Annotated in this window: 28 protein-coding genes and 1 riboswitch; of the genes, 23 read left to right on the forward strand and 5 right to left on the reverse strand. The window is 45.6% G+C overall.

Going from position 1 to position 26267, the window contains the following annotated elements; genetic code table 11:
- Positions 1–124: 124 nt before the first annotated feature.
- The 7 genes from J2Z28_RS14050 (at position 125) to J2Z28_RS14080 (ending at position 7388) form a co-directional block, all read left to right on the forward strand.
- The gene (locus J2Z28_RS14050; protein ID WP_280530825.1) at positions 125–1069 is read left to right on the forward strand and encodes a metal ABC transporter solute-binding protein, Zn/Mn family; all 945 of its coding nucleotides are present in this window, start codon (positions 125–127) and stop codon (positions 1067–1069) included.
- A 31-nt stretch (positions 1070–1100) separates the two neighbouring features.
- A complete protein-coding gene (locus tag J2Z28_RS14055) occupies positions 1101–1922 on the forward strand; it encodes a metal ABC transporter ATP-binding protein (protein ID WP_235193917.1) in 822 nt (273 codons plus the stop codon).
- A gap of 3 nt (positions 1923–1925) precedes the next feature.
- Complete coding sequence (locus J2Z28_RS14060; protein WP_211082958.1) at positions 1926–2885, forward strand: metal ABC transporter permease; 960 nt, start codon at positions 1926–1928, stop codon at positions 2883–2885.
- On the forward strand, positions 2885–3757 hold the full coding sequence (locus J2Z28_RS14065; RefSeq protein ID WP_047841304.1) for a metal ABC transporter permease: 873 nt from the start codon (positions 2885–2887) through the stop codon (positions 3755–3757). Before J2Z28_RS14060 ends, J2Z28_RS14065 begins: the two co-directional genes overlap by 1 nt.
- A 696-nt stretch (positions 3758–4453) precedes the next feature.
- Positions 4454–5203, forward strand: a complete 750-nt coding sequence (locus tag J2Z28_RS14070; RefSeq protein ID WP_047841303.1) for a Cof-type HAD-IIB family hydrolase — start codon at positions 4454–4456, stop codon at positions 5201–5203.
- Positions 5204–5257: 54 nt separating this feature from the next.
- A complete protein-coding gene (locus tag J2Z28_RS14075) occupies positions 5258–5698 on the forward strand; it encodes a DUF456 domain-containing protein (RefSeq protein WP_047841365.1) in 441 nt (146 codons plus the stop codon).
- A gap of 61 nt (positions 5699–5759) precedes the next feature.
- Entirely contained in the window at positions 5760–7388 is a 1629-nt protein-coding gene (locus tag J2Z28_RS14080) for a putative polysaccharide biosynthesis protein (RefSeq protein ID WP_074096383.1), read from the forward strand.
- A gap of 201 nt (positions 7389–7589) precedes the next feature.
- Here the strand turns inward: J2Z28_RS14080 and J2Z28_RS14085 are convergent, their stop codons facing one another.
- Positions 7590–8876, reverse strand: coding sequence for a DUF2515 family protein (locus J2Z28_RS14085; RefSeq protein WP_211082959.1), 1287 nt, complete (start codon positions 8874–8876; stop codon positions 7590–7592).
- Between the two features lie 141 nt (positions 8877–9017).
- On the opposite strand from J2Z28_RS14085, the gene J2Z28_RS14090 reads away from it, so the two are divergent.
- The 6 genes from J2Z28_RS14090 (at position 9018) to J2Z28_RS14115 (ending at position 14695) form a co-directional block, all read left to right on the forward strand.
- Positions 9018–9362, forward strand: a complete 345-nt coding sequence (locus tag J2Z28_RS14090; RefSeq protein WP_017692403.1) for a thioredoxin family protein — start codon at positions 9018–9020, stop codon at positions 9360–9362.
- 555 nt (positions 9363–9917) lie between these two features.
- Positions 9918–10805 (forward strand): COX15/CtaA family protein, encoded by an 888-nt coding sequence (locus J2Z28_RS14095; RefSeq protein ID WP_244988302.1) that lies wholly within the window; start codon positions 9918–9920, stop codon positions 10803–10805.
- Between the two features lie 166 nt (positions 10806–10971).
- Positions 10972–11688: a Cthe_2314 family HEPN domain-containing protein gene (locus J2Z28_RS14100; RefSeq protein ID WP_017692405.1), complete on the forward strand. Its 717-nt coding sequence runs from the start codon at positions 10972–10974 to the stop codon at positions 11686–11688.
- 129 nt (positions 11689–11817) lie between these two features.
- Positions 11818–11959: riboswitch (SAM riboswitch) on the forward strand.
- A 126-nt stretch (positions 11960–12085) separates the two neighbouring features.
- Positions 12086–13120, forward strand: coding sequence for a methionine ABC transporter ATP-binding protein (locus J2Z28_RS14105; protein WP_036673323.1), 1035 nt, complete (start codon positions 12086–12088; stop codon positions 13118–13120).
- Complete coding sequence (locus tag J2Z28_RS14110; RefSeq protein WP_211082961.1) at positions 13121–13780, forward strand: methionine ABC transporter permease; 660 nt, start codon at positions 13121–13123, stop codon at positions 13778–13780.
- A 75-nt stretch (positions 13781–13855) separates the two neighbouring features.
- A complete protein-coding gene (locus J2Z28_RS14115) occupies positions 13856–14695 on the forward strand; it encodes a MetQ/NlpA family ABC transporter substrate-binding protein (RefSeq protein ID WP_211082962.1) in 840 nt (279 codons plus the stop codon).
- A 125-nt stretch (positions 14696–14820) separates the two neighbouring features.
- Here J2Z28_RS14115 and J2Z28_RS14120 read toward each other — a convergent pair whose 3' ends face one another.
- Positions 14821–15696 (reverse strand): DUF2167 domain-containing protein, encoded by an 876-nt coding sequence (locus J2Z28_RS14120; RefSeq protein ID WP_342357505.1) that lies wholly within the window; start codon positions 15694–15696, stop codon positions 14821–14823.
- A 144-nt stretch (positions 15697–15840) separates the two neighbouring features.
- On the opposite strand from J2Z28_RS14120, the gene J2Z28_RS14125 reads away from it, so the two are divergent.
- A complete protein-coding gene (locus J2Z28_RS14125; protein WP_036673331.1) occupies positions 15841–16620 on the forward strand; it encodes an SDR family oxidoreductase in 780 nt (259 codons plus the stop codon).
- A gap of 138 nt (positions 16621–16758) precedes the next feature.
- Here the strand turns inward: J2Z28_RS14125 and J2Z28_RS14130 are convergent, their stop codons facing one another.
- A complete protein-coding gene (locus J2Z28_RS14130) occupies positions 16759–17004 on the reverse strand; it encodes a NifU family protein (RefSeq protein WP_017692412.1) in 246 nt (81 codons plus the stop codon).
- Between the two features lie 78 nt (positions 17005–17082).
- On the opposite strand from J2Z28_RS14130, the gene J2Z28_RS14135 reads away from it, so the two are divergent.
- The gene (locus J2Z28_RS14135) at positions 17083–17337 is read left to right on the forward strand and encodes a YuzB family protein (protein WP_036605750.1); all 255 of its coding nucleotides are present in this window, start codon (positions 17083–17085) and stop codon (positions 17335–17337) included.
- Here the strand turns inward: J2Z28_RS14135 and J2Z28_RS14140 are convergent.
- Positions 17334–18395, reverse strand: coding sequence for an NAD(P)/FAD-dependent oxidoreductase (locus tag J2Z28_RS14140; protein WP_036605751.1), 1062 nt, complete (start codon positions 18393–18395; stop codon positions 17334–17336). The two genes, J2Z28_RS14135 and J2Z28_RS14140, sit on opposite strands and share 4 nt — an antisense overlap.
- Before the next feature lie 234 nt (positions 18396–18629).
- Positions 18630–19736, reverse strand: coding sequence for an aminofutalosine synthase MqnE (gene mqnE, locus J2Z28_RS14145; RefSeq protein ID WP_047841294.1), 1107 nt, complete (start codon positions 19734–19736; stop codon positions 18630–18632).
- A 443-nt stretch (positions 19737–20179) separates the two neighbouring features.
- On the opposite strand from mqnE, the gene J2Z28_RS14150 reads away from it, so the two are divergent.
- The 8 genes from J2Z28_RS14150 (at position 20180) to rarD (ending at position 26159) form a co-directional block, all read left to right on the forward strand.
- Positions 20180–20536 carry a HesB/IscA family protein gene (locus J2Z28_RS14150; RefSeq protein WP_017692416.1) on the forward strand — a complete coding sequence of 119 codons (357 nt, stop codon included), beginning with the start codon at positions 20180–20182 and terminating at the stop codon, positions 20534–20536.
- Between the two features lie 225 nt (positions 20537–20761).
- Complete coding sequence (locus tag J2Z28_RS14155; RefSeq protein ID WP_211082964.1) at positions 20762–21403, forward strand: NAD(P)-dependent oxidoreductase; 642 nt, start codon at positions 20762–20764, stop codon at positions 21401–21403.
- Between the two features lie 284 nt (positions 21404–21687).
- The gene (locus J2Z28_RS14160) at positions 21688–22053 is read left to right on the forward strand and encodes a hypothetical protein (protein WP_211082965.1); all 366 of its coding nucleotides are present in this window, start codon (positions 21688–21690) and stop codon (positions 22051–22053) included.
- 99 nt (positions 22054–22152) lie between these two features.
- Complete coding sequence (locus J2Z28_RS14165) at positions 22153–22698, forward strand: 2'-5' RNA ligase family protein (RefSeq protein WP_211082966.1); 546 nt, start codon at positions 22153–22155, stop codon at positions 22696–22698.
- Positions 22699–22918: 220 nt separating this feature from the next.
- The gene (locus tag J2Z28_RS14170) at positions 22919–23365 is read left to right on the forward strand and encodes a hypothetical protein (RefSeq protein WP_244988287.1); all 447 of its coding nucleotides are present in this window, start codon (positions 22919–22921) and stop codon (positions 23363–23365) included.
- 129 nt (positions 23366–23494) lie between these two features.
- Positions 23495–24379: an AraC family transcriptional regulator gene (locus J2Z28_RS14175; protein WP_211082967.1), complete on the forward strand. Its 885-nt coding sequence runs from the start codon at positions 23495–23497 to the stop codon at positions 24377–24379.
- 173 nt (positions 24380–24552) lie between these two features.
- Positions 24553–25131 carry a hypothetical protein gene (locus J2Z28_RS14180; protein ID WP_211082968.1) on the forward strand — a complete coding sequence of 193 codons (579 nt, stop codon included), beginning with the start codon at positions 24553–24555 and terminating at the stop codon, positions 25129–25131.
- Positions 25132–25280: 149 nt separating this feature from the next.
- Entirely contained in the window at positions 25281–26159 is an 879-nt protein-coding gene (rarD, locus tag J2Z28_RS14185) for an EamA family transporter RarD (protein ID WP_211082969.1), read from the forward strand.
- Positions 26160–26267 lie beyond the last annotated feature (108 nt).

The following is a 26267-nucleotide window of genomic DNA, read 5'->3' on the forward strand; positions in this document are numbered from 1 at the left end:
GGCTTCGGATAAAATTTGCACAAGGGAAACATTATTAGTCTTGATTAAAACTTAATACCTTGTACAACAAAATTAGATGTAGACAAGTATTTTAGGAGAGGGAAAGGGGTCGGTCGAATTGTTAATGGTGAAAATGAGGAGTATTCAGAGGGGGGTCATTACGCTAGCGGCTCTGGTTCTGGTGGTTGTACTTACGGCATGTTCCAGTGATGCAGAGACGAGCAGTGGTGGCAAGCTACAAGTAACCGCTACAACGGGAATGATCGCTGACGTAGCACGTGAGGTGGGCGGGGCATATGTTGATGTTACCGGGCTAATGGGCCCGGGAGTTGATCCCCACTTGTACAAGGCATCCCAAGGTGATATTCGCAAGCTGGAACAAGCAAAAGTCATTTTCTATAATGGACTGCATCTTGAAGGCAAAATGACAGACATTTTGGAGAAAATGTCCTCAAGCAAGCTGGTTACTGCTGTTACAGAGACTATTCCAGTCGAGGAGTTACACTCAGGCAAAGATACAGGCGGCACCGAATATGATCCACACGTTTGGTTTAACGTCAGCCACTGGATGCATGCGGCAGAAGCCGTACGCGATACGCTCGTGGAGGCGGACCCGGACCATGCTGAAGAGTACAAGGCTCAGGCAGAGACGTATCTGGCGAAGCTCGAAGCACTGGATGCCGAGGTGCGTGAGAAGATTCTGGAGATTCCGGAAGCAAGCCGGGTATTGGTTACGGCGCATGATGCATTTGGATATTTCGGTCAGGCTTATGGCATGAAAGTGATGGGGCTTCAGGGCATCAGTACAGCAGCCGAATATGGTGCAAAAGATGTTAGCGAACTGCGGGATTATCTCGTAGATAACCATATCAAAGCAGTATTTGTTGAATCGAGTGTACCTGCAAAAGCGATGGAAGCCATCATTGCCGGAGCAGCTCAAAAAGGACATACGGTCAACATTGGTGGAGAACTGTTCTCGGATGCCATGGGGGCTGAGGGGACGGAAGAAGGCACATACATCGGTATGATTCGCCACAATGTTGAGACGATTGTAGAAGCACTGAAATAATGAATCACAAGAAGAGAGGAGTTACAGGATTATGGAAGATACAACTTTATTGAAACAAACTCCTACGAAACTGAACAATAGTCACTTGCAGGGAACGCAGCCAACATCGGCTCCTCTTAGTGTGAGGGATCTGGCTGTTGCGTATCACAAAAAGCCGGTGCTTAGCAGCGTATCCTTCGACATCCCTGAAGGACAACTCATCGGAATACTCGGACCGAATGGTGCAGGGAAATCGACCCTGATCAAAGCCGTTCTGGGACTGGTACCGAAGATGCATGGAGAGGTACGGATCTTCGGACAATCGTACAGGGAACAACGTCGCCGCATCGGTTATGTGCCCCAACGGGAATCGGTGGACTGGGATTTCCCTACGCATGCGCTTGATGTGGTGATGATGGGACGGTATGGTCATCTGGGCTGGTTCCGTCGTCCGGGGAAAAAGGAGCGGGACCTGGCGGCACACTGCCTGGAGCAAGTCGGCATGGGCGATTACATGTACCGCCAGATCAGTCAGCTGTCCGGTGGACAGCAGCAACGTGTCTTTCTGGCGCGGGCACTCGTGCAAGACGCAGATCTGTATTTCATGGATGAGCCGTTTGCAGGTGTGGATGCCACCACAGAGAAAGCGATCATTTCGCTTTTGGAACAGTTGAAGAAACAAGGCAAGACCGTACTGGTTGTTCACCATGATCTGGCGACAGTCGAGGAATACTTCGACCATGTTCTGCTGCTCAATGGACGACTGGTGGCAGGTGGACCGACAAGTGAAGTATTTGTACCGGATACACTGCAAGAGACGTACGGAGGCCGGATTGCGATGATCGGAAGCCGGACGGAGAAAGGCCAGGTGTAGTGCATGTGGAACTGGATCGTTGCCATCTTATCTGACCCCAATACACGTTGGATATTGCTTGGCTGTCTGTTGTTAGGATTCAGTAGCGGGATTATTGGCTCCTTCACCTTTCTTCGTAAACAGAGCCTGATGGGGGACACCCTTGCTCATGCTGCTCTGCCTGGGATCTGTATTGCATTTATGTTGACGGAAACGAAGTCGGTCGGATTATTCCTGTTCGGTGCTCTGGTGGCTGGCATTGTCGCTACCTTCGGAATCTCGTGGATTACGCGCTACTCCCGAATCAAGCAGGATGCGGCGATGGGAATTGTGCTGACCGTATTTTTCGGGGTTGGTGTAGTGATGCTGACGCGCATCCAGCATGGGGCGAGCGGAAGTCAAAGCGGACTCGATAAATATTTGTTTGGGCAGGCGGCATCCATGGTCATGACGGATGTGTATGTCATGGGTGGCGTATGTCTCGTATTACTGATTGCCTGTCTTGCCTGGTTCAAGGAATTCAAACTGGTGAGTTTTGACCCGGGATTTGCACGTGGTATGGGACTGCCGGTTGCTATGTTAGAGCAGCTCATTTTGCTCTTAACGGTGATCGCGGTAGTTGCCGGAATTCAGGCCGTTGGTGTGGTGCTTGTTGCGGCGTTGCTGGTAACTCCAGCAGCAGCGGCACGTTGCTGGACCGACTCACTTGCACTGATGGTGGTATTGGCAGGCATATTTGGTGCATTGAGTGGTGCAACAGGCACGATCTTCAGTACGCTTGTACCTAATCTGCCGACAGGACCTGTAACCGTTCTTGCGGCTACGGTGTTGTTTGCCGGTTCAGCCTTGCTGGCTCCGCGTCGTGGATTATTAGCTCGACGGTTGCGCAGTATTCAGGCAAAATCGGCGTATATGCGTGAAGAGCGGGCTACACTTCAGACTCTCGCCACACAGCGAAATCAGCAGGAACGGGGGGGAATGTAATGGCAACGTTTTGGATTATCTTAACGGCCGTATTGGTTTCTTCTGCCTGCGCCATCCTCGGTTGTTTTCTGATTCTGCGGCGAATGGCTCTGGTCGGTGATGCGATCAGCCATGCGGTTCTCCCCGGTATTGCGATTGCTTTCCTGTGGAGTGGTTCCAGAGATTCGTTATGGATGCTACTTGGTGCAACGGTGTTTGGACTACTGACGGTGTTCTTCATACAGAGTTTGCAGGCGGGTGGACTGTCGTCTGATGCCTCGATCGGAATTGTGTTTACTGCACTCTTCGCAGTAGGTGTCATTCTGATTAGTCTGAACGCCCAGCATATTGATCTGGATCTGGACTGTGTTTTGTTCGGTGAGATCGCTTATGTACAGTGGGATACACTAACCCTTGGAGGTACGGATGTCGGGCCGAGGGCAGTCTGGATGCTGGGTATTACTTTGCTAGTCATCCTTGTCGTCATTGGGCTGTTCTACAAACAGTTTAAGCTATGTGCCTTTGATCCGGCGCTGGCTGCGGCCTGCGGCATTCCAGTAGTGCTGTTCCACTATCTGCTCATGGGACTCGTTTCCATGACGTCCGTAGCTTCATTTGAAAGTGTTGGTTCGATTCTCGTTGTGGGCATGCTGATTGTACCTGCGGCAACGGCTTACCTGCTCACAGATCGTCTGGGCAAAATGATTCTGTATGCCGTCCTGATCGGAGCAGCATCCTCGGTTGGAGGTTACATCATGGCTTACGCTCTGGATGCTTCCATCGCGGGCTGCATGGTAGCTGTTGCTGGAATTTTGTTTGTTCTTGCACTGCTGCTGTCACCGAAACATGGCATCGTATTCCGTTACGCTCGTCGCAAATTCGCGGCAAGGTAATGGAAGTTTAAGTGAATAACAGATGAATAAACAAAATTACAAGAAGCCGTCTGCATCGCAGGCGGTTTTTTGCGTGTCTGGTCGTATTACTTTTACAAGGGCAACCGGATATAAGATATGCAATATAAAATGATAATGTAGCGTCATCCAGCCGATTACGGGTTATTTTGTTGCATACAGATGATCTGTGGTAAAATGTCGTTAGCTGTGACGTCCGGAGCGTCCGTTGTTACGGGTGCCGGGCGATCTTGTTGTGAAAGAATGTTTAAAATAGATAAAGAGAACCTTTAAGTTGAACTGGAGAACCATTGTGGAACGGAGAGGGCAGAAAGGACCTAGAGAAGGGAAATTTGTTTATGAATTTCCTTCTTGATGTTAGGTGTTATGAGCTCTAAATACAAAGGTGATGTAGTGAAGGGGACGGAATCGAGAATCGATCTGAAGAAGCGATAGCGTTCGCCTTTGTCTCCGAATTTCTAACCTTTAAGAAGAGAGAATCTAGAAAATTCGGAGACAACAGCGATCGGAAGACGATCCGTACACGTAACGATTACCTCGTATAATCTCAATACACTAAAGAAAAAGGTAATTCTAAAACAAATATACTACGACTCGAAAGGTTTTCTGCCCGCGTAGTGCCTGAATGGATATCCATGAGTTCAATTTGGAGAGAGACAACCTAGGAGGAACTACTGTATGAGTGAACTGAAATACAAATTGCTTGCATTGGATATGGATGGAACATTACTTAACGATAATCATGAAATTACACAGGAGACCGCCAAGTGGATTCAAATTGCCATTCGTCGGGGTGTACATGTGTGCCTTTCTACGGGAAGAGCGGTATTCCACGCCATGCCTTATGCGGTCCAGCTTGGACTGGAAACACCGATGGTTACCGTTAACGGCAGTGAGGTCTGGAAAGCACCGCATGATCTGCATATGCGTCATCTGATGGACCCGGCATTGATTCGCAAAATGCAGGAGATTGGTGAGAAATATAACAGCTGGTACTGGGCATACTCCGTGGAAGAACTGTTTAATCGTGACCGCTGGACGGACAATATTGAAGGTCTGGAATGGTTGAAATTCGGCTTCAATACCGAAGTGGATGAAGTGCGTCACCAGATCATGATGGAACTGCAACAAATGGGCGGTCTGCAAATGACCAACTCCTCACCCGTTAATATTGAGATCAACCCTGCTGGGGTATCCAAAGCAAGTGGTGTAGCCGAAGTCTGCAAGCTGCTGGGCATTGAGATGTCAGAAGTTGTTGCTGTCGGAGACAGTTTGAATGATCTGGCTGTCATTGAGGCGGTAGGTCTTGGTGTAGCGATGGGCAATGCGCAGGAGCAGGTAAAGGAAGCGGCTGATCTGATCGTAGCGAGTAACAATGAAGACGGCATCGTCGAAGTGATCCGTGAACATATTTTGAAGGGGGAGTAACCTTTGCTCGCAACCGTTGCCTGGATTTTAATTGTACTGCTGTTTGCAGTGGGGATGGCTGGAACGGTATATCCCATACTGCCTGGTGCTGTAGCGATTTTTTTTGCGTTTCTGGTCTACGGCTGGTTCTTCAGCTTTGATCCGTTTGGTGTGTGGTTCTGGATCATTCAGATTCTGATTGTTGTTGTGTTGTTTGTGGCTGATTATGTCGTCAGCGCATGGGGTGTGAAGAAGTTCGGTGGCTCCAAGTTATCGACCACGTTGAGTACCATTGGTGTTATCATTGGGCCATTTGTCATTCCGGCATTTGGACTGGTGCTGGGACCATTTATCGGTGCTTTTATCGGGGAACTGATCGGAGGGTCTTCACCTTCCAAAGCGTCGAAAGTTGGATTTGGTTCCGTTGTGGGGCTATTTACGAGTACTGTGATGAAAATTATTTTGCAAATCGTCATGATTGTTCTCTTTATTATCTGGGTGGTAAGATTCGCCTAAACGTTCAGGATTAGCTTCAACGGGATGCACGTCCGGTGTGGAGGAAAGAAGGGGAATTCGTTTGTCTAAGAAAGAAACATTCATTAGGGGTACGCTCATTCTGGCGGCCGCTGCGCTGATCGCAAGAGTACTCGGATTGGTTCAACGGGTGCCGCTGGAGCATATCCTCGGCGATATCGGTAACGCATCGTTTACGATCTCCAATACGGTATATTTAATGCTGTTAACTGTAGCAACGGCGGGCATACCGAGTACACTTAGTAAAATGGTATCGGAACGTTATGCGCTCGGACGCGCGAGTGAAGCCCAACAGATCTACCGTGCAGCCCTGATCTTTGCCGCTGTGGCCGGTGTAGTCATGTCTGCTTTGTTGTGGTTCGCGGCACCTTATTATGCCACGTATGTCTCCAAAGTACCGGAGTCAGTCAGCGCCATTCGCGCCTTGGCTCCAGCGTTGTTGCTCTTCCCGGCCATTGCGATGATGCGTGGATATTTCCAGGGACGCGGCAACATGACAGCAGGCGGTATTTCACAGATCGTGGAACAGTTCGCCCGTGTAGGTACAGCCATTATCGTGGCTTATGTCATGCTGCAATGGAATTATGATGACCAAACGATTGCTGCGGGTGCTTCATTTGGTGGAGTATTAGGAAGTGTGGGTGCCTTCGGTGTCATGCTGTACTTCACCTTGAAGCTGCGTCGTAGCGACCGTGCGGCCCAATTGAATTACGAGCGTGCAGAGCAGTTACCAATGCGAGGTATCTACAGTGATATCTTCAAGCTGTCTATACCAATTGTGTTGTCCTCACTTGCGGTTCCAGCCATTAACTTTATCGATTCATCCCTTGTGGTACCACTGCTTAGTGGCCAGATCGGACTCGAAGAAGCGACTGGTGTACTTGCGATCCTGGGTGCGAAAGCCCAAAGTATTGCGGGTATTCCTCCGATTCTGGCTATCGCTTTGAGTCAATCATTGGTGCCTGTCATATCGGCAGCATTTGCCCGCAAGGATGAAGCGCATCTGAAAAGTCAGGTTACACTTGCGTTGCGCATTTCGATTCTGACAGGTATGCCGATTGTCATTGCACTTTGTGCGGCAGCGTATTCGGTCAACGGATTGCTGTTTACCAATCTGGATGGAACGCCGATCATTGCCTTGTTAACATTCGGTACCATTTTCCAGATTACGATGATGACCACCAACTCTATTTTACTAGGGGTAGGGAAACCGCGGATTACGATGATCAGTGTCGCAGCAGGTGTTGTGATCAAACTGATCGCAAGTCTGATTCTGGCGCCGATCTTCGGCATTTACGGCATCATTATTGCAACGGCCCTCTGCTTCTTGGTCATCACGTACTTGAATCTGCGGGTCCTTCGTAAAATCGTTGATTTCTCCATCATGGGAGATCGTTGGAAAGGATTTATCATTACAGTCTTGCTTGCAGCAGGTGTAGGATTTGCAACGAACTGGATTGGCAATACGATCTTTGGACTGTTCCTGCCAGCGCGTGTATCCTTCTTGCTTACCTGCCTTGTGGTTGGTGTGCTTGTTGTGGTGGTGTATCTGGTTCTCATGGTTGTGCTGCGTGTACTGCGCAAGGACGAACTGGGCAGTTACCCCCGTATTCTGCAAAAAATTCTTCGTCCACTCATGCGTCTTCAACGTGGAGCTGGGCAAAGAGGTTAAAAATGCAAGGAGCATCATTCAAGCTCCAATATTTTGTGAAAATAGGATACAAGCTCTGTCTGCTGTTAAGCGGACAGGGCTTTTTATATAGTTAAGGAGTGCTGAGCGACTGAACTCGACATTAGCCCCGCAAGCGAGGATTAGCGGTACATCGGGGTATCCACATCACCCATCTTTGCCTGCTCTATATGATCTTCAGCTTTAGTGTGTGATGGCTTTAGCATCATGAGCCAGTGCTGTTTTCAGCATGCCATACCGGTGTTCGTGACTCATCTCAAAGAGCCATGGCCGACGCGGTGCGGTGAGATAACCGAGACAATCCCGTGTCTGAAGCCAGTCCTGTCTGGTGATCGGTTCATAAGGCGTGTCTCCCCATACAGAGAGCAGTTCCGGACTATACAATCGTTGCCCTTCGGGTAGCCATTCTTCATCCAGGAGCTCCTGAGCATAAAGTGTATGTTCACCCGCCTCGTCTTCACGATTAGTAAACAGCCCAGGCCAATATTCAGCGCGCGACCCACGATGGGGAACCGAACGTGCAAACTCTAACACTTGTGAGTGTACTTGCTCGATGCCAAACAATAGTGCATATAGGCCTTTGCCAAACATGATTCGCTCATCCAACTTGCCAAAATGTTCAATGACACGTCCTGCGAGTCCTGCTCCCCGTCCAAGAGGAAAGACGATATGATTCAGACCGGCCAGATTATGCAGATGGAATGCGAGTTTGGATAGTACTTCTTTTTGAAAATAAGGATGCTGCACCACCCGGCTCTCGATATAGTTCTGCTCATTAATAATTAATGCCACACTTAGCAGTGAACTGCATCGTTCCAGCCAAAAGCGTTCCCAAAACGGCGTCATAAACGCCGATACGTGAAAGTGCGACAAGAGATGGAAACAGCTTCGTCCGATCCGGCGACTGTTCATATACAGCAGTAGCTGGGGATATGCATCCTGGAAAATGAGTGCATTGCACCGCTCCAGCAGCCGATACATATGCTCGCGATCGCTTTGATTCTGTAGATTATGCATTAAGTCACTCTGAAGATCTGTCATGTGATATCCGCCGTTGCGAGAGACCATATGAGCCAGCAGTGCCCAATGCAGTTCGGGATATTGCTCATAACATGCCAGATAGGCTGCCGTGCGGGTGATATTACTCCGATTATGCTCCTGGGTCAGTGTCTTAATCTCTTCCAGAATGATGCAATCTTCTTCGCAGACGAGTGCGCTTTGAACCTGGTCCGTGCGTGCAAAAGACTTGCCGTTGGCAGGTAACAAACGCTCCACCTCAGACTGTAAGGCAGCTGCCGTATCTGTATCCCACTCGATGTCACGCAAAGGGTGACGAAGCTGTGCAGAAGCTTGCCACGCAGCCTGTTTGCCACGCCAGATTTCCCGGGCAGCACCCGGAATGGAACGGACCATCTGCAGGAGGGACCCGTGATGTTGTTCGCTGGAAGAATCGGTTCTGGTGGAAGTCATGATGTGACATCCTTTCATGATGTTCTGGGTTTAAATTCACAGACCATGTGGTTTATTCTAAGTATGCGCTGATTATTTGACTTCCACTCGCCAATTTGCTTCACTTAGGGTAAGACAAGGTACAGAAAGGGAGATGACCGAATGGAACAGATTACTTCCAAACCGGCTTTTGATGTAGCCATCCAATCCCCACGTTTGACGATTGCCGTATTCAAGGCAGACTGGTGTGGTGACTGCAAATACATCGATCCGTTTATGCCTGAGGTTGAAGAGAAATATGCACGTGAACTGACCTTGATTGAGGTCGACGTGGATCAGGTTGGAACCGTTAGTGAAGAGCAGAATATTCTTGGCATTCCGAGCTTTGTGGCGTATACAGATGGCCGCGAACTCGTACGGTATGTGAACAAGCTGCGCAAGTCGAGAGAAGAGATTGAGCAGTTCTTGGATCGCGCAGTTGAGGTGTACAACACGATCCATAAATAATGTTATATAAGTTCAAATGATGAATATCACACAGGCACTACGATGCCAGAATAACCTTCCGATCGCTGTTATCCCCAGATTTCTTTGATCCCTTTTATAAAGGGGAGAAATCCGGGGATAAAGGCGAACGCTCCGCTTCTTCTGGTTATTTCTGTCCTCTCCGTTATTGTGTAAATATTTCATTGAACTTATATAAAAGTATGACAGGTTCATGTTGTAAAAGGGTATAATAAAAAGAACGCCATTTCTCTTGAAATAGGGAAATGGCGTTTGTGTGTTAAGGATTCAGTTTAAGACACAATTCAACTGGCATATCCCTCAATTACATAACTTCAATGACCTGTCGGTCATTATTTCACCAGACGTTAACATTTTGTCACAAAGCGCGACGTCAATGAACATTTTATCCGTTATAATGAATTTAGTTGTGAAATAAGTGTCAAAGTACCGAAACAAGCGGAGAATATTCTTCGCCATCTTAAACCAACAGCGGGTGAGAAAAAATTGAAACACTTAACTTTGTTTAAATGGTTAACCGTATTAACCTGTCTTGTCATGTTTCTGGCCACTTTTGGTGGAGGTATCGTAACCAAAACGGAATCGGGCCTTGGCTGCGGAACAGAATGGCCTTTATGTAACGGAAAACTCGTTCCCGCACATACTGTGGCTTCACTCATTGAATATTCCCATCGCGCTGTAAGTGCACTGGCTGGACTGTTGTCCATTGCCTCGTTTGTCGCTTTTCTGCGGTTTGGCAAGTCACGTCGTGACCTGCAATTGTTTTCTTTCTTAACTCTGGTATTTGTTATCGTCCAGGGAATCATGGGGGCTTTTGCCGTTGTCTTCTCTCAATCTTCAGCAGTCATGGCACTGCATTTTGGCTTTGCACTGATTGCTTTTGCCAGTTCTCTAATGATGGCGCTGGGCATAAGGCAAGAGGCCAAAGATGGCGGATTGGAGCGCCTGAATAAATATCCTCGGGTTAGCAAAAAATTCAGGAATCTGGTCTGGTTCTCCACCATTTACACATATCTCGTGGTATACACGGGTGCATTTGTAAGTCACACGGATTCTGCCGGCGGATGCTCCGGATTTCCGCTCTGTAACGGTCAGATTATTCCTGAGCTTTCGGGTGGGGTAGCGGTTGCGTTTGCTCACCGTGCAGCTGCTGCGTCGCTCGTGATTGTTATCGCCATTCTGGGTCATTTCGCATATCGGAATCATCCGGATAACAAGGAAATGCGGACCCTTGGCGTGATATCCGTTGTTCTCATTCTGATGCAAGTAGTCATCGGTATCTCCATGATGTTTACGATGAGCCGTCCGGAAGTATACATGTTCGTAGCTCTCGCGCATATGCTGGATATCGCCATATTGTTCGGGGTCTTAACGTATATGAGTTTCCTGGTGTACAAGCTGCATCGCCCGGTTAATCGGTTCTAAATTCCTTCAGTCCACCATCCAGTGATGTACATCATTGGACAGGTGGACTTTGTTTGATGTCAGAGGGATCAGGGCAACCTATGGCAAGCAGTAATTACACGGAATGGATGATGTGTTACGTTTACGGTGATGAATTCTTGTTGATTTGGAAAAGAGGAGGTTAGATATGCTGCGAACGTTGTTGGGGGAAAAGCCACGTATAAACGAAGGTAAATTGAAGGCAGCGATGGACGCAATGGCGCATACGCTTGAGCTATTTCAACGACAAATGCATGTGGACCATGATCCCACGCATGACTATCGGAAACTGTATGTGTGGACTCAGGGACTCATCTCCTCACTGGATGAACTGGAGCAAAGCTGTTTCGCTGCTGCTCATTTTCGCAAAAAGGTCGTTGCAGGTTCAACGGATGATATGACGCCGACTGAAAAAGCCGAGTATGCTCGGTATGTGTATTTCTACAAAGATGGCTTTATCCGCTGCTTTGCCATTCTGGATAAAGTGGGCACGGTATTGAATGAAATATTCCAGTTGAATACTTCAAATACCAAAGCGCATTTTTCTTATTTTACTGTGTTAAGGCAGTTCGATTATGCGAGGGAGCATCATGATCTTGCGTTGCAATTAATACAGATCAAGGACTCTTATCGTGAACCGATGAGCAAGCTGCGCAAACGACGTAATATGGAAATTCACTACATGAACTCCGAAATGCACGATGACCTGTGGCAGTTACACCAGACCTTGCAAGGTAAAGTGAAATTGGAGGATCTGAATCAGCATGTGCAGGAAATGCGTCAGGGCGTCGATATGGTCTGTGAAACGTTAACGGCCTCTTATAGTTATATCAACAAAATATGGAAAAGAAATAATTCCCTTTGACAAATCGGAATACTTGGAATATACTGAGTTTCAATCGAAAGTTACACGGATATAACTGATATTTCGGAAGTTACGTTCACATTATAAAGCATAAACTACATGAACTTATAAAATCCTACAACAACATATTTCTTATCGAGAGCGGCGGAGGGACAGGCCCGATGAAGCCCGGCAACCGATTTGTAACGACATGATACATGTATCATTCGTTATAGATGTTAGGTGCTAATTCCTACAAAATGGTGCAAGACACGATTTTGGCAGATGAGAAGGTATATTCTTTCACGTGAAGAGCCCTCTTTGTATCTGCAAAGGGCTCTTTTTTTGTACTTTAAGGGGAGTTTTCCTTTAGATCGGGTAAAGATACATGTAGGTGGTTGGAAAGGGGCAAGTGCGATTGATTGAATTAAAAGGTTTAACGAAAACGTACGGCAAAGGGGCAAAATCTACAACAGCGTTATCCGAGCTGAATTTGAGCATCCAAAAGGGTGAAATTTACGGAGTGATTGGCCATTCCGGAGCGGGCAAAAGCACATTGATTCGCTGTATTAATTTGCTGGAACGGCCTACGGAGGGTGAAGTATGGGTTGATGGGATCAACCTGACTGAACTGAGCAAAACCGAATTGCAGCAACAGAGACGCAAAATCGGGATGATTTTTCAACACTTTAATCTGTTATCTTCGGCAACGGTATATGACAATGTAGCTTTTCCGCTAAAACTTGTGAATACACCCAAGGAAGCCATTGATCGCAAAGTGAAGGAAATGCTCGCACTGGTTGGTTTGGAGCACCATAGCAGCAAATATCCGGCCCAATTATCGGGTGGACAGAAACAACGTGTAGGGATTGCGAGAGCACTTGCAAGTGATCCAAATGTACTTCTCTGTGATGAGGCTACTTCGGCACTTGATCCGCAGACGACAAATTCAATCCTGAAGTTATTGCTCGACATTAATGAAAAGTACAACCTTACGATTGTGCTGATTACACATGAGATGCATGTCATTCAGAACATCTGTGACAAGGTGGCTGTCATTCATCAAGGTGGCATTGTGGAACAAGGGCCTGTAACAGACGTGTTCCTGAAGCCGCAGCATGCGATTACGCGGGACTTCATGATGCGTGACCATGAAGCTGGACTTGCTCTGGAAGAGACCGCTCTGGCAAATGCAGGCGTTGAATTGCAGGCAGGTGCTGCTTCCAAACTTGTGAAGATATCTTTTCTGGGTAACAAAACGTATGAAGCGATTTTGTCCAGGACGGTACGTAAGACGGGTGTGGATTTTGCCATCCTGCAAGGTACAATCTCTACGATTAAACAGGTTCCTTATGGGCAGCTGACCGTTCGGTTCGAGGGTGATTCAAATGCGATTGATCGGACGATATCAGAATTAACCGCTGAGGGACTTGATGTGGAGGTGCTTCGTTAGATGGATTTTTCAACAGTTCGCTGGGAAGAGGTTGGTAAGGCCTCTATTGAGACACTGCAAATTTTGGGTGTATCAGGCTTGTTCACCGTTATCTTAGGTTTACCGCTCGGAGTTCTGCTGTTCATGACAGCCCGATCTGCTTCGATTAAGTCACGGGCAGTGTACACTATACTATCCCTGATTGTGAATATTTTGCGCTCAGTCCCATTTATCATATTGATTGTTGCTCTTATTCCATTCACTCGTTCACTCGTCGGTACAGCTACAGGAGTGTTAGGTGTTATACCACCTTTAGTTATTTCAGCAGCTCCTTACTTTGCTCGATTGGTGGAGACGACGTTGCGAGAAGTTGATCGGGGTGTCATTGAAGCGGCACAGTCGATGGGTGCATCGACCGGACAGATTGTAAGACGGGTATTACTGCCTGAAGCGTTACCTGGTCTGCTTGCTGGGATAACCATTACCATTGTTACGCTTGTCTCCTATACGGCGATGGCGGGCATGGTTGGTGGTGGAGGTCTGGGAACACTGGCAATCAACTATGGATACTTCCGTTATCAAAATGAAATCATGATTATATCAGTAGTATCGATGATCATTCTTGTGCAAATTCTCCAGATGGCTGGAGATCGCTTGGTTACATTTTTCACCAGGAAATAACACATAGATAACATGATGGATATGCAATAATGCGGATGCCACATGACAAAAATGATTAGAGAAGGGGTTTTACACATGAAAAAATGGTCTTTTGCTCTACTTAGTCTTATGTTGATTGCGGTTCTCGCAGCTTGCGGAAACAACAAGGACGCCGATAGCGGCGCAGACAATTCAGCAGGTGCACCACGCACGGTTGAATTGAAAGTTGGAGCTTCACCTACACCACATGCAGAGATTCTGGAAAGCATCAAGCCTGAACTGGAAGCACAAGGTATTCGTCTGCAAGTCGTTACGTTCAATGACTATGTACAACCTAACCAGCAACTTGCTGATAAAAAATTGGATGCAAACTTCTTCCAGCATCAGCCTTATCTGGACACTGAGAATAAAGAACGTGGATTCAACCTCGTTTCTGTAACACCTGTTCATGTTGAACCTTTTGGCGGATACTCCAAGAAGATTAAGTCTTTGGATGAATTGGCAGACGGCGCAAAAGTAGCGATTCCAAATGACCCATCCAATGGTGGACGTGCACTGTTGTTGCTCGCGAAGGAAGGCGTTATTACGCTGAAAGACAATACAAATATTACATCTACGATTCAAGATATCACAGCCAATCCGAAGAACCTGGATATTATTGAGCTGGATGCAGCCATGATGCCTCGTCAATTGGATGAAGCAGATCTGGTATTCATCAACGCTAACTATGCGCTTGAAGCGAACCTGAATCCGGCTAATGATGCTTTGCTGATCGAAGATCTGCAAGGTAACCCATACGCAAACATCCTCGTTTCCCGTGAGGACAACAAGGATGCAGATGCAATTCAAAAACTGGCTGCTGCTTTGCACTCCGAAGAAGTGAAAACATTCATCAAAGAACGTTATAAAGGTGCAGTTGAACCTGCAACTGAATAATTCACGATATGTATGATATGATGTGAAGCTATTAAGAAATAAGCCGTATATCTCTTCTGAAGAGATATACGGCTTATTTTATGTTTCCTAAGTCTGTGCTGATGTGGGGATCAATAAGGGAAGGGTTAGGGCTTATCTTGTTTCTCCGCGTTGGATGGATGCCCAGATTGGCGGTAATAGGATAATTCATTTTGATCAGCATACTGCTGTTCATCCGCTTCTTGCAGGTACGTCCTCTCGGAGGGAGAGAGTTTCTCTTCTTCTCCGTGTGAGCTTTTGATTTTGTATCTGATCCAACCGATCAGCCCAAGGACGACAACGAGGATCAAAGCCCATCCTTTTTTGAGCAAAAGAAGAGCACTGAATTTCTGGGAAGCCGTGTATCCGATCCCGCCCATCAGAAGACTGTTGAGCCCTATGGTGGATGTTTTGTCAGTCGAAGCATTGTACTCCTCGTAGGTGTATCCTGCATTGATGCTAAGTCGATTAAGGACAGTTTCCTCGAATGCCTGGCGGCTCTGTTGAAAGTTAGCCGTATCTGTAACCAGAATGGCTGTGATATACCCTTCGCGTGTCAGGAGTTTTACATTGTAATTGACCATGGCTTGCTGATCAGCATTCTTAAAACCAAGGGAGTAAACCAACTGATGTTTGGTACTGTCATATGCCGGTTCGATTTCCCACCCCGTTATGTACGTTCTATATTCAGGATCAAGTTCTCTGTTATCTTCTTCTGTGCCTCGGATATAACTGCTTAACAGTTCTTCGGCACTCAAATTTTGATCGTCATCATGGATATGACCTGTCTTCACGTACTCAAACACAACATACCACGAGCCGAATTCGCTATTGCTGGTTAGGCTACCGATTTCATTCCCGTTAGGCTTCCCATCACTGTTAAGTATCGAGCGTTGGGTATTGGGCTTATCCAGATAGGAATGGCTTTCAGGGACTTCCAGGGTGGCCTTACCGTCCAAAGAGACAGATGCTGGTCCAGTAATCCAATCGTACTCATCAGGTGTTTGTTTTCAATCAAGATATATTTGGAATTAAAGGTGGATAATCCCTTGTGGATAAGCGAGTTGTAGGAGGACGATAAATCTTTTATACTGGATAGTGACTGCTCTTTGAAGAGGGGGATGAACGTGAAGGGAAAGATTGCCCTCATAACGGGAAGTGCCAAAGGTCTCGGTAAAATGACAGCCCTCAGTCTGGCAGATCAAGGGTGTCATATTGCCCTCAACTATGTACACAGCAGAACAGAAGCTGAGGCTTTAAAGGCTCAGATTATAGCCAAGGGTGTGCGGTGCATTGCCATCCAGGCTGATATATCCAAGGTGGAAGATATCTCTTCATTGGTTGAGCAGGTGGAAGGCAACCTGGGCAGCATTGATATTTTGGTGAATAACGCAGGTCCATTTGTCCGTGAACGACGATTATTTGCGGAATATTCTGAAGCTGAGGTCCAGATGCTTGTGCAGGGAAATCTGTTGGGACCGATGTTACTGGATCAGCGTGTATTGCCAGAGATGAGACGCAAGCAATGGGGACGCATTATCCATTTTGGCTTCAGTCATGCTGGAGAAGCGAGATCTTGGCCTCATCGCGCCGTATATGCGGCTGCCAAGGTGGGTCTGGTATCTTTTACAAAGACACTTGCCGTTGAAGAAGCCCCGTATGGAATTACGGTTAACATGGTATGTCCAGGTGACATTCGTGGTGCGAACAAAGAGAAAACGATTGATGAAATGGCAGGCATCACCGACGAGGAAACGCCAAGAGGGCGCCCAGGCAGCGGTGAAGATATTGCACGAGTGATCACTTATCTGTGTCTGGATCATTCCGATTTTATAACAGGTAACATTATGGATGTATCTGGAGGACTTGATCCGATTCGTCCAACCATACAGCGCGAGGATACTTAAAAGGTGAATTGAAGGATTGTACGTGGAAACGGGTCAAGGTGACTGTGAACATGGACTCTCTGCATATGCACACAAAAAAAGAGCCCTCCGCTTCATGCGAAGCGAAAGGCTCTTGAGGTTTATTTCGTGAAGGATTGATTAGAATACTTGTACGACTTCTTGTACACCCTCAACTTCTTCGAGAAGGGCACGTTCAATCCCGGCTTTTAAGGTAATGGTGGAGCTTGGGCAACTGCCGCAGGCACCGACCAGTTTCAGCTTAATAATGCCGTCTTCCACGTCGACCAGTTCCACGTCACCGCCATCGCGTTGCAGAAACGGACGAAGTTTGTCAAGCACATCAATTACTTCATCATACATGGTGCTTTGTGCGTTTTCGCTCATTTTTTTCAACTCCTTTCCCCTATATTATATTACAAATGGCCACAAATTAAAATGGTCAAACAAAGCAGGTGAACCTATATGAGACCGATTATTGAATTTTGTGCCAATAATATGCATTTTGGCACAGATGAAGTCATGGATCAACTGGAAGAAAATCCAGACTATGACGTGATTGAATACGGCTGCCTCACCAACTGCGGCCAATGTTCTATGACTCCATTTGCACTGGTGAATGGTGAAGTTGTCATCACGGACAAAGTGGAAGATCTATATAACGCCATTCTGGCCAAAATTGCCGAAGCCGATGTCTGGGACGAGCTGGATCTCGACTAACCGAGATGACGCTTGGACATCCAGAGCACACCACTTTTCAAAATACGAGGTACACGTCCCATCATGGACGTTTTGCCCATCAGCCCAAACCCAGACTTCTTGCCGAGTGCACCCAGTGTGCCACGAAGCTTGAGTGGATGTGGATTGGGCTTTTCGCCTTTCCAGAGGGCATGCTGAATATGGGCGATCTGCTCACCCTGAACTTCCGCAGCTTGACCGCTAGGTGCATAAGGTACACTGGCACAGTCACCAACGACATACACATCAGTATATTCCGGGATTTGGTAGTATTCATTCAGGACGACACGTCCTTGAGGGTCTTTGGTTACGTCCAGATCCTGTACCACTTTTACGGGCTGAATGCCTGCAGTCCATACGACAGCATCCGTTAGAATCTGTTCATCCCGGTTATAGATAGCATTAGGTTCAACACGTGAAATGGCGATATGCCCGCGTGTCTCTACCTGATGTTCGTTGAACCATTCATGCACATACACGGATAGACGTTGCGGGAAAGCGGATAATACACGTTCACCACGATCCAAAATGCTAATGTTCAGATCCGGTCTGCTCTCACGAAGTTCGGCTGCGATCTCGACACCACTTAATCCGCCGCCTACGATATGCACATTGCCATAGGCTTTGACTTCATTAAGGCGCAGGTAGGTCTCGCGTGTTTTGCTAAAGCTCTGAATGGTACAGCTGTAGTCTTCGGCGCCTGGTGTGTTGTGGAAACGGTCTGTACAACCAAGTCCAATGACAAGTTTGTCGTACACGAGCGGGTCTTGGCCTTCAAATTCAATCTGACGCTGTTCCAGGTCAATCGAAGTAACTTCTCCATAACGGTAAGTGACTTTATCGCTCACTGGAAATTGGATACGCAGGTCATAATCAGATACGGTTCCTGCTGCGAGTGCGTAATATTCTGTCTTTAATCCCTGAAAGGGGCTGCGGTCCACCAAAATAATTTGTGTATCGGATGGAATTTTACCCTCCAGAAGTTCCTTGATGATGGTGAGGCCGCCATAACCGCCTCCAAGAATGACGAAATTTTTCATGACTCGGCTTCCTTTCTGCATCAGTCCCACTGAAATGGGGCTGTAAACTGTGGAGCAGCTATGCAATAACATAGCTGCTCCTTTTGTTATGATTTGAATAATTGAAAAGTAGACATTGAAAATTGAAGATATTATTCAGCAGTTTGCACCACTCGAATTCAAACGTCTCCCTATAATGAAAGCTGCGTTCTGGAGTGGTGCTGGTGCAATATTGGTTGTGGATGGAGGTATATCCTATTCGTACACTTGAATTTCATTGTAGAACGTATCACGTTCTACCGGAATACGTCCTGCACCTTTAATGAGCCATATGAGCTCTTTACGTGTAAGGCCTTCAGGTGTGAGTGCACCTGCCGCATGACTAATCCGTTCGCGAACGATTGTGCCGTGTGCATCCGAAGCACCGAATCCAAGGGCAACTTGAGCCAGCTGTGGACCGATGTTAATGAAGTATGCTTTGATATGATCGATGTTATCCAGCATCAGACGGCTGATCGCAATTGTTTTGAGATCCTCATAAGCCGAGTTACGACGCATAATGCTCGCGTTTTTACTTTTTGGCTGCATGGAAAGCGGGATAAAGACCATGAATCCGTTGGTCTCGTCTTGCAATTCACGGATCTGCACCATATGGTTGACGCGGTCCTCATAGGATTCAATCGATCCATACAGCATCGTTGTATGGGTACGCATGCCCAGGTTATGAGCAGTACGGTGCACCTCAAGATAACGATCTACGTTTGCTTTGTCTACACGCATTTTTTTGCGATATTCATCCGACAGAATCTCAGCGCCGCCACCAGTCAATGTTTTCAGACCTGCTTTTTGCAGCTCCTGCAGAACTTCCTTGATACTGAGTCCGCTGATGCGAGTGAAGAAATCGATCTCGGCTGCCGTATAGGCTTTCAGCGTAACATCCGGATATTTCTCGTTTAAAGCACGCAGGGAATCGACATAATACTGAAAAGGAACATGGTTATTATGTCCGCCTACAATATGGAACTCACGCACACCCGGATGAATATGCTGTTCTACATAATCGATCATTTCCTGACCGGATAATGTATAGGAGCCTTCTTCACCCTGATCTTTACGGAAATTACAAAAAGCGCAGTGGGCTTCGCATACGTTCGTAAAATAAAGACTCATGTTTTCGATAAAATATACTTTCTTACCATTTTTCCGCAAGTTGGCCTCATTGGCCAGCTGGCCCAAAGTCAGCAGATCATCTGTTTCATACAGATATACGCCGTCTTCTACGTTCAGCCTTACGCCGTTCTGCACTTTCTCAACGATTTCAGCCATTCTTTTGTCTGTGAACGGTGTTACCAATGTAGACATACTGTTTCCTCCTGTTCTTAACCGGATTTGAGTTGTGTGTAGGATCTGTATACAGAACTACATAGCAAAGATGCGGTCAACTGCCGCCTTCTTATATGGACTAACTCTTATTTACCCGGTGCAGCGTGTGCTGCGTACGTAAAGCTAATTTTTTCATTAAAGTGAGTCTTGTGACTCTATATGCATTGGGGACTGCGGACAGTCTCGAAATGTGAAAAAAATTACAACTCTATATATGATCGTCACCTGAATAAGTCATGACAAAATATCGACATTTCAGTGCGACCACCTATTCATTATAAACCTCGTGTCGCGGGGGTTCAATACACTGGGAAGAAAAAGGAGTAGAGGGGGAACGCGGAAAGAGGCAAACATGACTTGAGACCCTTGACGGGGTGGAGTATAATTTAAAGAAGAGTTAATGAAAAGGAGAGTGACCTGGCATGATTAACATCAGCGAAACGGCTGCTGACAGATTGAAAGAGATGCTTGCACAGCAAGAGACACCTGGTATGTTCCTGCGTCTTGGCGTAGCACCGGGCGGTTGTACCGGATTTTCGTACGCCATGGGCTTTGACGATAAAGAGTCCGATGAGGACCTGTATATGGATATTCAGAGCATGAAGATTGTAGTCGAGAAGGAAAACCTGAAATATCTGGATGGACTTGAAATTGATTTTGAAGAATCCGGTATGACGGGTGGGTTCACCATCCATAATCCGAACGCGGTAGCCACTTGTGGCTGTGGATCTTCTTTCCGTACGAAGGAAGACGCGGGTGTGCCGGATAAGGATTGTTAAGAAACTTAGTTGTACAGCGGTTTCCCAATCTTGTTTTAAATAAGCAGTATGCAATCCCTTTAATAGATTAGCCTCTGAATTGTATCCGTTTTGCACGGGCATGATATCAGGGGCTTTTTTGCGTGTACTGATTGTGCATGGTTGACAAACTTAGTTGTAACAACTATAGTTACAATATAAAGTTCAAACATAAACAATATCGATAATTACAAAGGAGAGATCATAATGAACATTGCAATCATTGGTGCAACAGGCAAAGCAGGAAGTGTAATTTTGAAAGAAGCGGCAGACAGAGGGCATAAAGTAACGGCAATCGTTCGTAATGCATCCAAATTGGAAGATAAAAGCCTGAATACGCTGGAGAAAGATGTATTCGATCTTACAGCTGAAGATCTAAAAGCGTTCGATGTGGTTGTAAATGCATTTGGTGCTCCAGCGGGTAAAGAAAACCTGCATGTGGAAGTAGGACAAGCGTTGATCAACATCCTGAAAGAGGCGCCAAACACTCGCCTAATCGTTGTAGGCGGAGCAGGAAGCCTGTTCACAGACGAGTCCAAAACATTGCGTGTCTTTGAATCCCCAGGATTCCCGGATGCTTACAAAGCAACTGCAACGAACCAAGGCCAAAACTTGCAGGATCTGCAAGCATCTTCAGGTATTCAATGGACATTCCTGAGCCCGGCCGGATTCTTTAATCCAGAAGGTGTACGCACCGGCAAATATCAAGCGGGCAACGACGTTATTCTCGTGAATAGCGAAGGCAACAGCTACATCAGCTATGCAGACTATGCGATTGCTTTGGTTGATGAGATCGAGAATCCACAATACAAAAACGAGCGCTTTACCGTTGTTGGCGAAGTGAAGTAACACTTTTAAATGATAATATGGAACATACAAACGGACGCTGATCTCCACAGATCGGTGTCCGTTTTTTTATGTTATCGAAGAGGGATGTTCCGCAATACCGTTAGACAGTTTAGAGGATTATCGTTCAACTTCCAACTACTCTTTGAATCTATGTTATATTATTCTAAAGATGGGAAGTAAATGTGATTATGTGAAAACCATCTTCTCTTCATTGGAATTTCTGCGAGTTCAAAAGTACAAGGGAGTGAACAGTTGTGAAGATGTATTCCAAAGGAGTTATACTATTGATCTTTGCGGTTTTTATGATTAGTGTATCGAGTGGTTCAGGGTTATCCCAATATACAAACGTTAAAAATGCGCTGAATCAATTTCACATCACTTCTCTTTATCCTAAAAATAAGAATGGACAGACATATGGTTCTGCCGCATATGCGACTTCTCCAGAAACGGAACCTGATTTAATCTTGGCTACGGGTGTGGATGGTACAGAAGGATATCTGCTGAGAAAAGACATGGAAGGCGAGCTACCAAAGACACCTGAAGAAGCTATTGCAATGCAGAACAGCAGATCACCAGAAGGTCATGATATTCCACTGTATGACAAAGATGGTGAAACCGTAATCGGTGTGTTTCGTGTTGGAGGAGAGTGAAACGTTACTGAAATGAACACCATTCGGCAGTTGATCAAAAGGGTCGGCTGCTTTTTGATTTTAAGATTTATTTAGTTTGCTAAAGGATGTGACAGTAATATGAAATACTTCATTGGAATTACCCCTCCGGATAATTATAAAGAAAAGATTGTGGCATTTCGTGATCGTTGGTCAAGTAATCGTCTTAATGATGTAGTCGAGCCTCATATCACTGTAAAAGCACAGGGTGGTCTTACCGTTGATCTTCATTGGTTAGAAAGTGTGAGACAGACATGCTCTTTAATGCCAAGTTTTCAATTATCGTTATCAGAACCGGGATCGTTTGGAAGTGATGTTACATTTCTTAGTGTTGAAACGAGCAATGTCATCGAGTTACATCGAAATTTGGTGAAAGCGATTTCTCCATCACAAGAACTTTTAGACCTTTACTTTGAAATGGATAAGTATCATCCTCATTTAACCTTGGGGCAAACCTATTGGGGTTTGAACGAGATTGAAATTGAAGAAATGAAACTCTTAACAATTAAGGAATTGGCTCCTTTTCCAACCTTTGATGTCAATTATGTACGCGTATATAAAGAAGTTGAACTAAATAAATACGTACCATTTGAAGACATTCAATTGGGAACTGAAAAAGAGAAGTGATTCAAATAACAGGACAATAAAACAAGGAAACTCCTGATCAAAGGAATTGGCTGTTTCCTTGTTTATGTAATGGCAGATTAACGCAACCAGTTAATGAACAAATCGTCAAAATGATGAATATACTTCTGCACATTGGAGGGGACTTGGTGTATTTTAAACCTAACGTATTGTAATGGGGCTAGTTTTTTTTATCATTGCTGGGTGCAATAACGAGGTCACGATGATGGGTACAGATGAACTCACGATCACAGGTGATCAAAAGACTGCCACAGAATATGTTAAGGCAAAAGGTTATAAAATTTCTTCGTACGATGGTCAAGTTCAGAAATACACTCTAAACAAAGACAAACTACTCTACGGGATAACGGAAACGATACCATATAGACAGACCTGGGGGGTTCAAAAAGTAGAACCCGAACAGTATTTCGGGATGGAAATATCGGTATATAGCTTTACAGTAACAAACCATCCTCTGGGAACGTTTAACGATAGTAAATCCAAAGTTTCAATATTACTTTGTGAAGGCAAAGTTATAGGGGGGACATCCTTCCCAAATGCAGCAATGGATGGGGCACCATATTCGTTGGATGGAAAAACATTGGAAGAAGTAACGGGAAAAAGTTTTCAAAAATGGAGTGAAGAATGGGAAAGGAAATACGGCACTTAAAAAGTCAAAGCTAACGAAAATGATATTTACAACATATATCTTTCCGACGGATACGAAACTTAATTGTGCACAAATAGTTGCGATACGAAAACCTAACGAAACTATACTTTTGTTGAGAGGAGGGATGAGATGGATTGGCTTATGAGGATGAATCGGGCATTGGATTATATTGAAATGAACTTAGTCGGGGAGATCGAATTGAAGGAAATTGCTCAATGTGCTTATTGTTCTTCACATCAGTTTCAGAGAATGTTCTCGTTCATTACCAATGTTTCACTTGCGGAATATATACGAAGAAGACGGCTGACTCTCGCTGCAATTGAATTGCAGAATAGTGATAGGAGAGTTGTTGATATTGCCATAAAGTATGGGTATGAATCACCGGTATCATTCGCAAGAGCTTTTCAATCATTGCATGGTGTTAATCCAGCGATGGCTCGGGAAGAAGGGACTGCCCTCAAAGCCTATCCTCGGCTTTCCTTCCTTATTTCAATTAAAGGGGAAGAGCCTATGAACTATCGTATCGAAACAAAAGAAGGCTTCGAAATATTTGGAATTGAGAAAGTGTTTCAATTAAACGGGGTAGAGACACCAGCAGAATTATGGAAGCAAAGCCACGAAAATGGCGAGGTTGAAAGACTTGCTGCAAATGCCGGTGATCTACCGAACTCTTTGAATTCGAATTATCATAAAGTGCATACTGTGTGTAGCTACAAAAAAACTGGGGAAGATACTTTCCCATACATGTTGGGTGTATTTAAAGGTGAAACAAGTAAACCTGATGGTTACACAAGTATAACGATACCAGCACACACGTGGGCGATCTTTTCATCGGATCCCTTTACATGGGATAAATTCGATGAAACCATTGAAACCCTATATAGACGATTCTTTTCTGAATGGCTTCCTACTACAGGATATGAACAGGTCGACGGAATGGAATTTGAAATTACTGGAGTTAAAGATGGACTGAATTTTGTTGAGTTATGGTTTGCTGTAAGACAAATATCTTAGTTTTATTTCTTCTAGATTAGTCTTGAATAATAACTTAATAAAGACAAATGGAGCAAACAATTGTGTCCGATTGGTTGCTTCTTTGTTCATTCACCTAACGGCCAGGGAAAATGCAACATTTTTCCTGTTAAACAGGTCAATAAAGATGTACCAATTAACATTATGAGAAGAAGGTGGAAAAACTGAAGCTTCGTATAATCACGTTAATTTTTTTTATATCTAGCGTGTTCTTTATCTCAAATGCACAAGATGTTAACGCTTTGTCATGTGTTGAATCGGGAAGCCCCCAAGAACAGTTAGAAATATATGATGGAGCTGTTTATGGTGAAGTAAAGCAAGTAAAGGTCGACTTGAAGCAAGAGGGATTTACGGGGACCAAAGAGAAAATTAGATATATTTTAGTGGAAGTTGAGAGGAGTTGGAATACTGAAGTTGACTCTCAACTAATTATCGCAACTAACTTCACTTGGGGATTTGATTTCAAGGAAGGTAACAAATACTTAATATACTTTAGCGAAGTGGATGGCGAATTAAGTAGCAGTCCGTGCAGTTTGACCATCGAAATTAATCATTTGAACCAAGCAACTGAGCTACTCGGGGAAGGATATCCACCAAAACAACAAGTGAACGTAGAACACAAAATGTGGTTTATGTTTGAGCAAGATATTGATTTGTTTATCGTAGGTGTAGTCGTATTTGCGGCGATCTTTATCCTCTTTATGAGAGTAAGAAAGAAAAAGCGCAAAGTATAATTTGATTGCGCTAAACGGGATTTTTGCTCAAAGAAAAAGTCATTTGAACTAGGCATGGATTCCTGTATGACCTATTACCCCCTTTACTTAAACGAGGATCGAGGCGTATAATCCGTTGAGATATCAGAGCAATAAGAGGGGATACAGTTATGAATAATGGATTAATCAACGCGATCATTGCGTATATCATGTGGGGGGTTCTCCCGCTGTATTGGAAGTTGTTTGAAAATGTACCGGCAGGCGAGATTTTATCGCACCGGGTTGTCTGGTCATTTGTCTTTATGGGGATTTTCGTTGCCGTCCAACGTCGTTGGGGTGACATGAAGCGCATTCTGACCAGTCGTTCGACCCTGCTGTCCCTTACCGCGAGTGGGCTGCTAATTGCTATTAATTGGCTTATCTTCATCTGGGCAGTTAACAATGGTCATGTTGTTGAGACAAGTCTGGGCTATTATTTGAACCCGTTACTGAATGTGCTGCTCGCGGTTGTCTTCCTTCATGAAAAGCCAAACCGTGGGCAATGGCTCGCGATTGCCATCGCTGGTGTCGCGGTGCTTATCATCGCTATCGACTACGGACGTTTCCCATGGGTTGCGATCTCGCTGGCCGTGTCATTTGGCTTGTACGGTCTGGCGAAGAAGAAGATTAAGCAAGATGCTTCTGTGGGCTTATTTTCGGAGACAGCTGTAGTTCTTCCCATCGCACTCGGCTACTGGATCTACTTGGCCATCGTGGGTAAAGCTACGGCATGGACTCTGCCTGCACCGATGTTCTTCGAACTGTTGCTTTCCGGTGTGGTGACGGCGCTGCCGCTGTTATTCTTTGCACGGGCGGCTGCTCGAATGTCGTTGTCCACACTAGGCTTCGTACAGTATATTGGGCCGACAATCATGCTGATCTTGAGTGTGTTTGTGTTCAAGGAAACGGTCTCGCCAGTTCTGCTTGTTGGTTTCGCACTCATCTGGACAGCGCTCATCGTATACGCTACCGCATCGATACGTGCTACGAGACTCGCTAAGGTAAGCTGAACAGAGGTATCTGGTATCGCCATAATTGCCCTTTCTGCCCATGAGGTGGAGAGGGCAATTTTTGTTTGTGGGGGAGTGATAGGTCGATAAAAACTAAAAAGGAAGGCT

This window comes from Paenibacillus xylanexedens (assembly GCF_017874615.1).
Taxonomy (GTDB): domain Bacteria; phylum Bacillota; class Bacilli; order Paenibacillales; family Paenibacillaceae; genus Paenibacillus; species Paenibacillus xylanexedens.

Coding starts and splice junctions, on each gene's coding strand:
- J2Z28_RS14050 (WP_280530825.1), top strand. CDS start 125: ATGGTGAAAATGAGGAGTATTCAGAGGGGGGTCATTACGCTAGCGGCT.
- J2Z28_RS14055 (WP_235193917.1), top strand. CDS start 1,101: ATGGAAGATACAACTTTATTGAAACAAACTCCTACGAAACTGAACAAT.
- J2Z28_RS14060 (WP_211082958.1), top strand. CDS start 1,926: ATGTGGAACTGGATCGTTGCCATCTTATCTGACCCCAATACACGTTGG.
- J2Z28_RS14065 (WP_047841304.1), top strand. CDS start 2,885: ATGGCAACGTTTTGGATTATCTTAACGGCCGTATTGGTTTCTTCTGCC.
- J2Z28_RS14070 (WP_047841303.1), top strand. CDS start 4,454: ATGAGTGAACTGAAATACAAATTGCTTGCATTGGATATGGATGGAACA.
- J2Z28_RS14075 (WP_047841365.1), top strand. CDS start 5,258: ATGGCTGGAACGGTATATCCCATACTGCCTGGTGCTGTAGCGATTTTT.
- J2Z28_RS14085 (WP_211082959.1), bottom strand. CDS start 8,876: ATGACTTCCACCAGAACCGATTCTTCCAGCGAACAACATCACGGGTCC.
- J2Z28_RS14090 (WP_017692403.1), top strand. CDS start 9,018: ATGGAACAGATTACTTCCAAACCGGCTTTTGATGTAGCCATCCAATCC.
- J2Z28_RS14095 (WP_244988302.1), top strand. CDS start 9,918: ATGTTTCTGGCCACTTTTGGTGGAGGTATCGTAACCAAAACGGAATCG.
- J2Z28_RS14100 (WP_017692405.1), top strand. CDS start 10,972: ATGCTGCGAACGTTGTTGGGGGAAAAGCCACGTATAAACGAAGGTAAA.
- J2Z28_RS14110 (WP_211082961.1), top strand. CDS start 13,121: ATGGATTTTTCAACAGTTCGCTGGGAAGAGGTTGGTAAGGCCTCTATT.
- J2Z28_RS14115 (WP_211082962.1), top strand. CDS start 13,856: ATGAAAAAATGGTCTTTTGCTCTACTTAGTCTTATGTTGATTGCGGTT.
- J2Z28_RS14130 (WP_017692412.1), bottom strand. CDS start 17,004: ATGAGCGAAAACGCACAAAGCACCATGTATGATGAAGTAATTGATGTG.
- J2Z28_RS14135 (WP_036605750.1), top strand. CDS start 17,083: ATGAGACCGATTATTGAATTTTGTGCCAATAATATGCATTTTGGCACA.
- J2Z28_RS14140 (WP_036605751.1), bottom strand. CDS start 18,395: ATGAAAAATTTCGTCATTCTTGGAGGCGGTTATGGCGGCCTCACCATC.
- mqnE (WP_047841294.1), bottom strand. CDS start 19,736: ATGTCTACATTGGTAACACCGTTCACAGACAAAAGAATGGCTGAAATC.
- J2Z28_RS14150 (WP_017692416.1), top strand. CDS start 20,180: ATGATTAACATCAGCGAAACGGCTGCTGACAGATTGAAAGAGATGCTT.
- J2Z28_RS14155 (WP_211082964.1), top strand. CDS start 20,762: ATGAACATTGCAATCATTGGTGCAACAGGCAAAGCAGGAAGTGTAATT.
- J2Z28_RS14165 (WP_211082966.1), top strand. CDS start 22,153: ATGAAATACTTCATTGGAATTACCCCTCCGGATAATTATAAAGAAAAG.
- J2Z28_RS14170 (WP_244988287.1), top strand. CDS start 22,919: ATGATGGGTACAGATGAACTCACGATCACAGGTGATCAAAAGACTGCC.
- J2Z28_RS14175 (WP_211082967.1), top strand. CDS start 23,495: ATGGATTGGCTTATGAGGATGAATCGGGCATTGGATTATATTGAAATG.
- rarD (WP_211082969.1), top strand. CDS start 25,281: ATGAATAATGGATTAATCAACGCGATCATTGCGTATATCATGTGGGGG.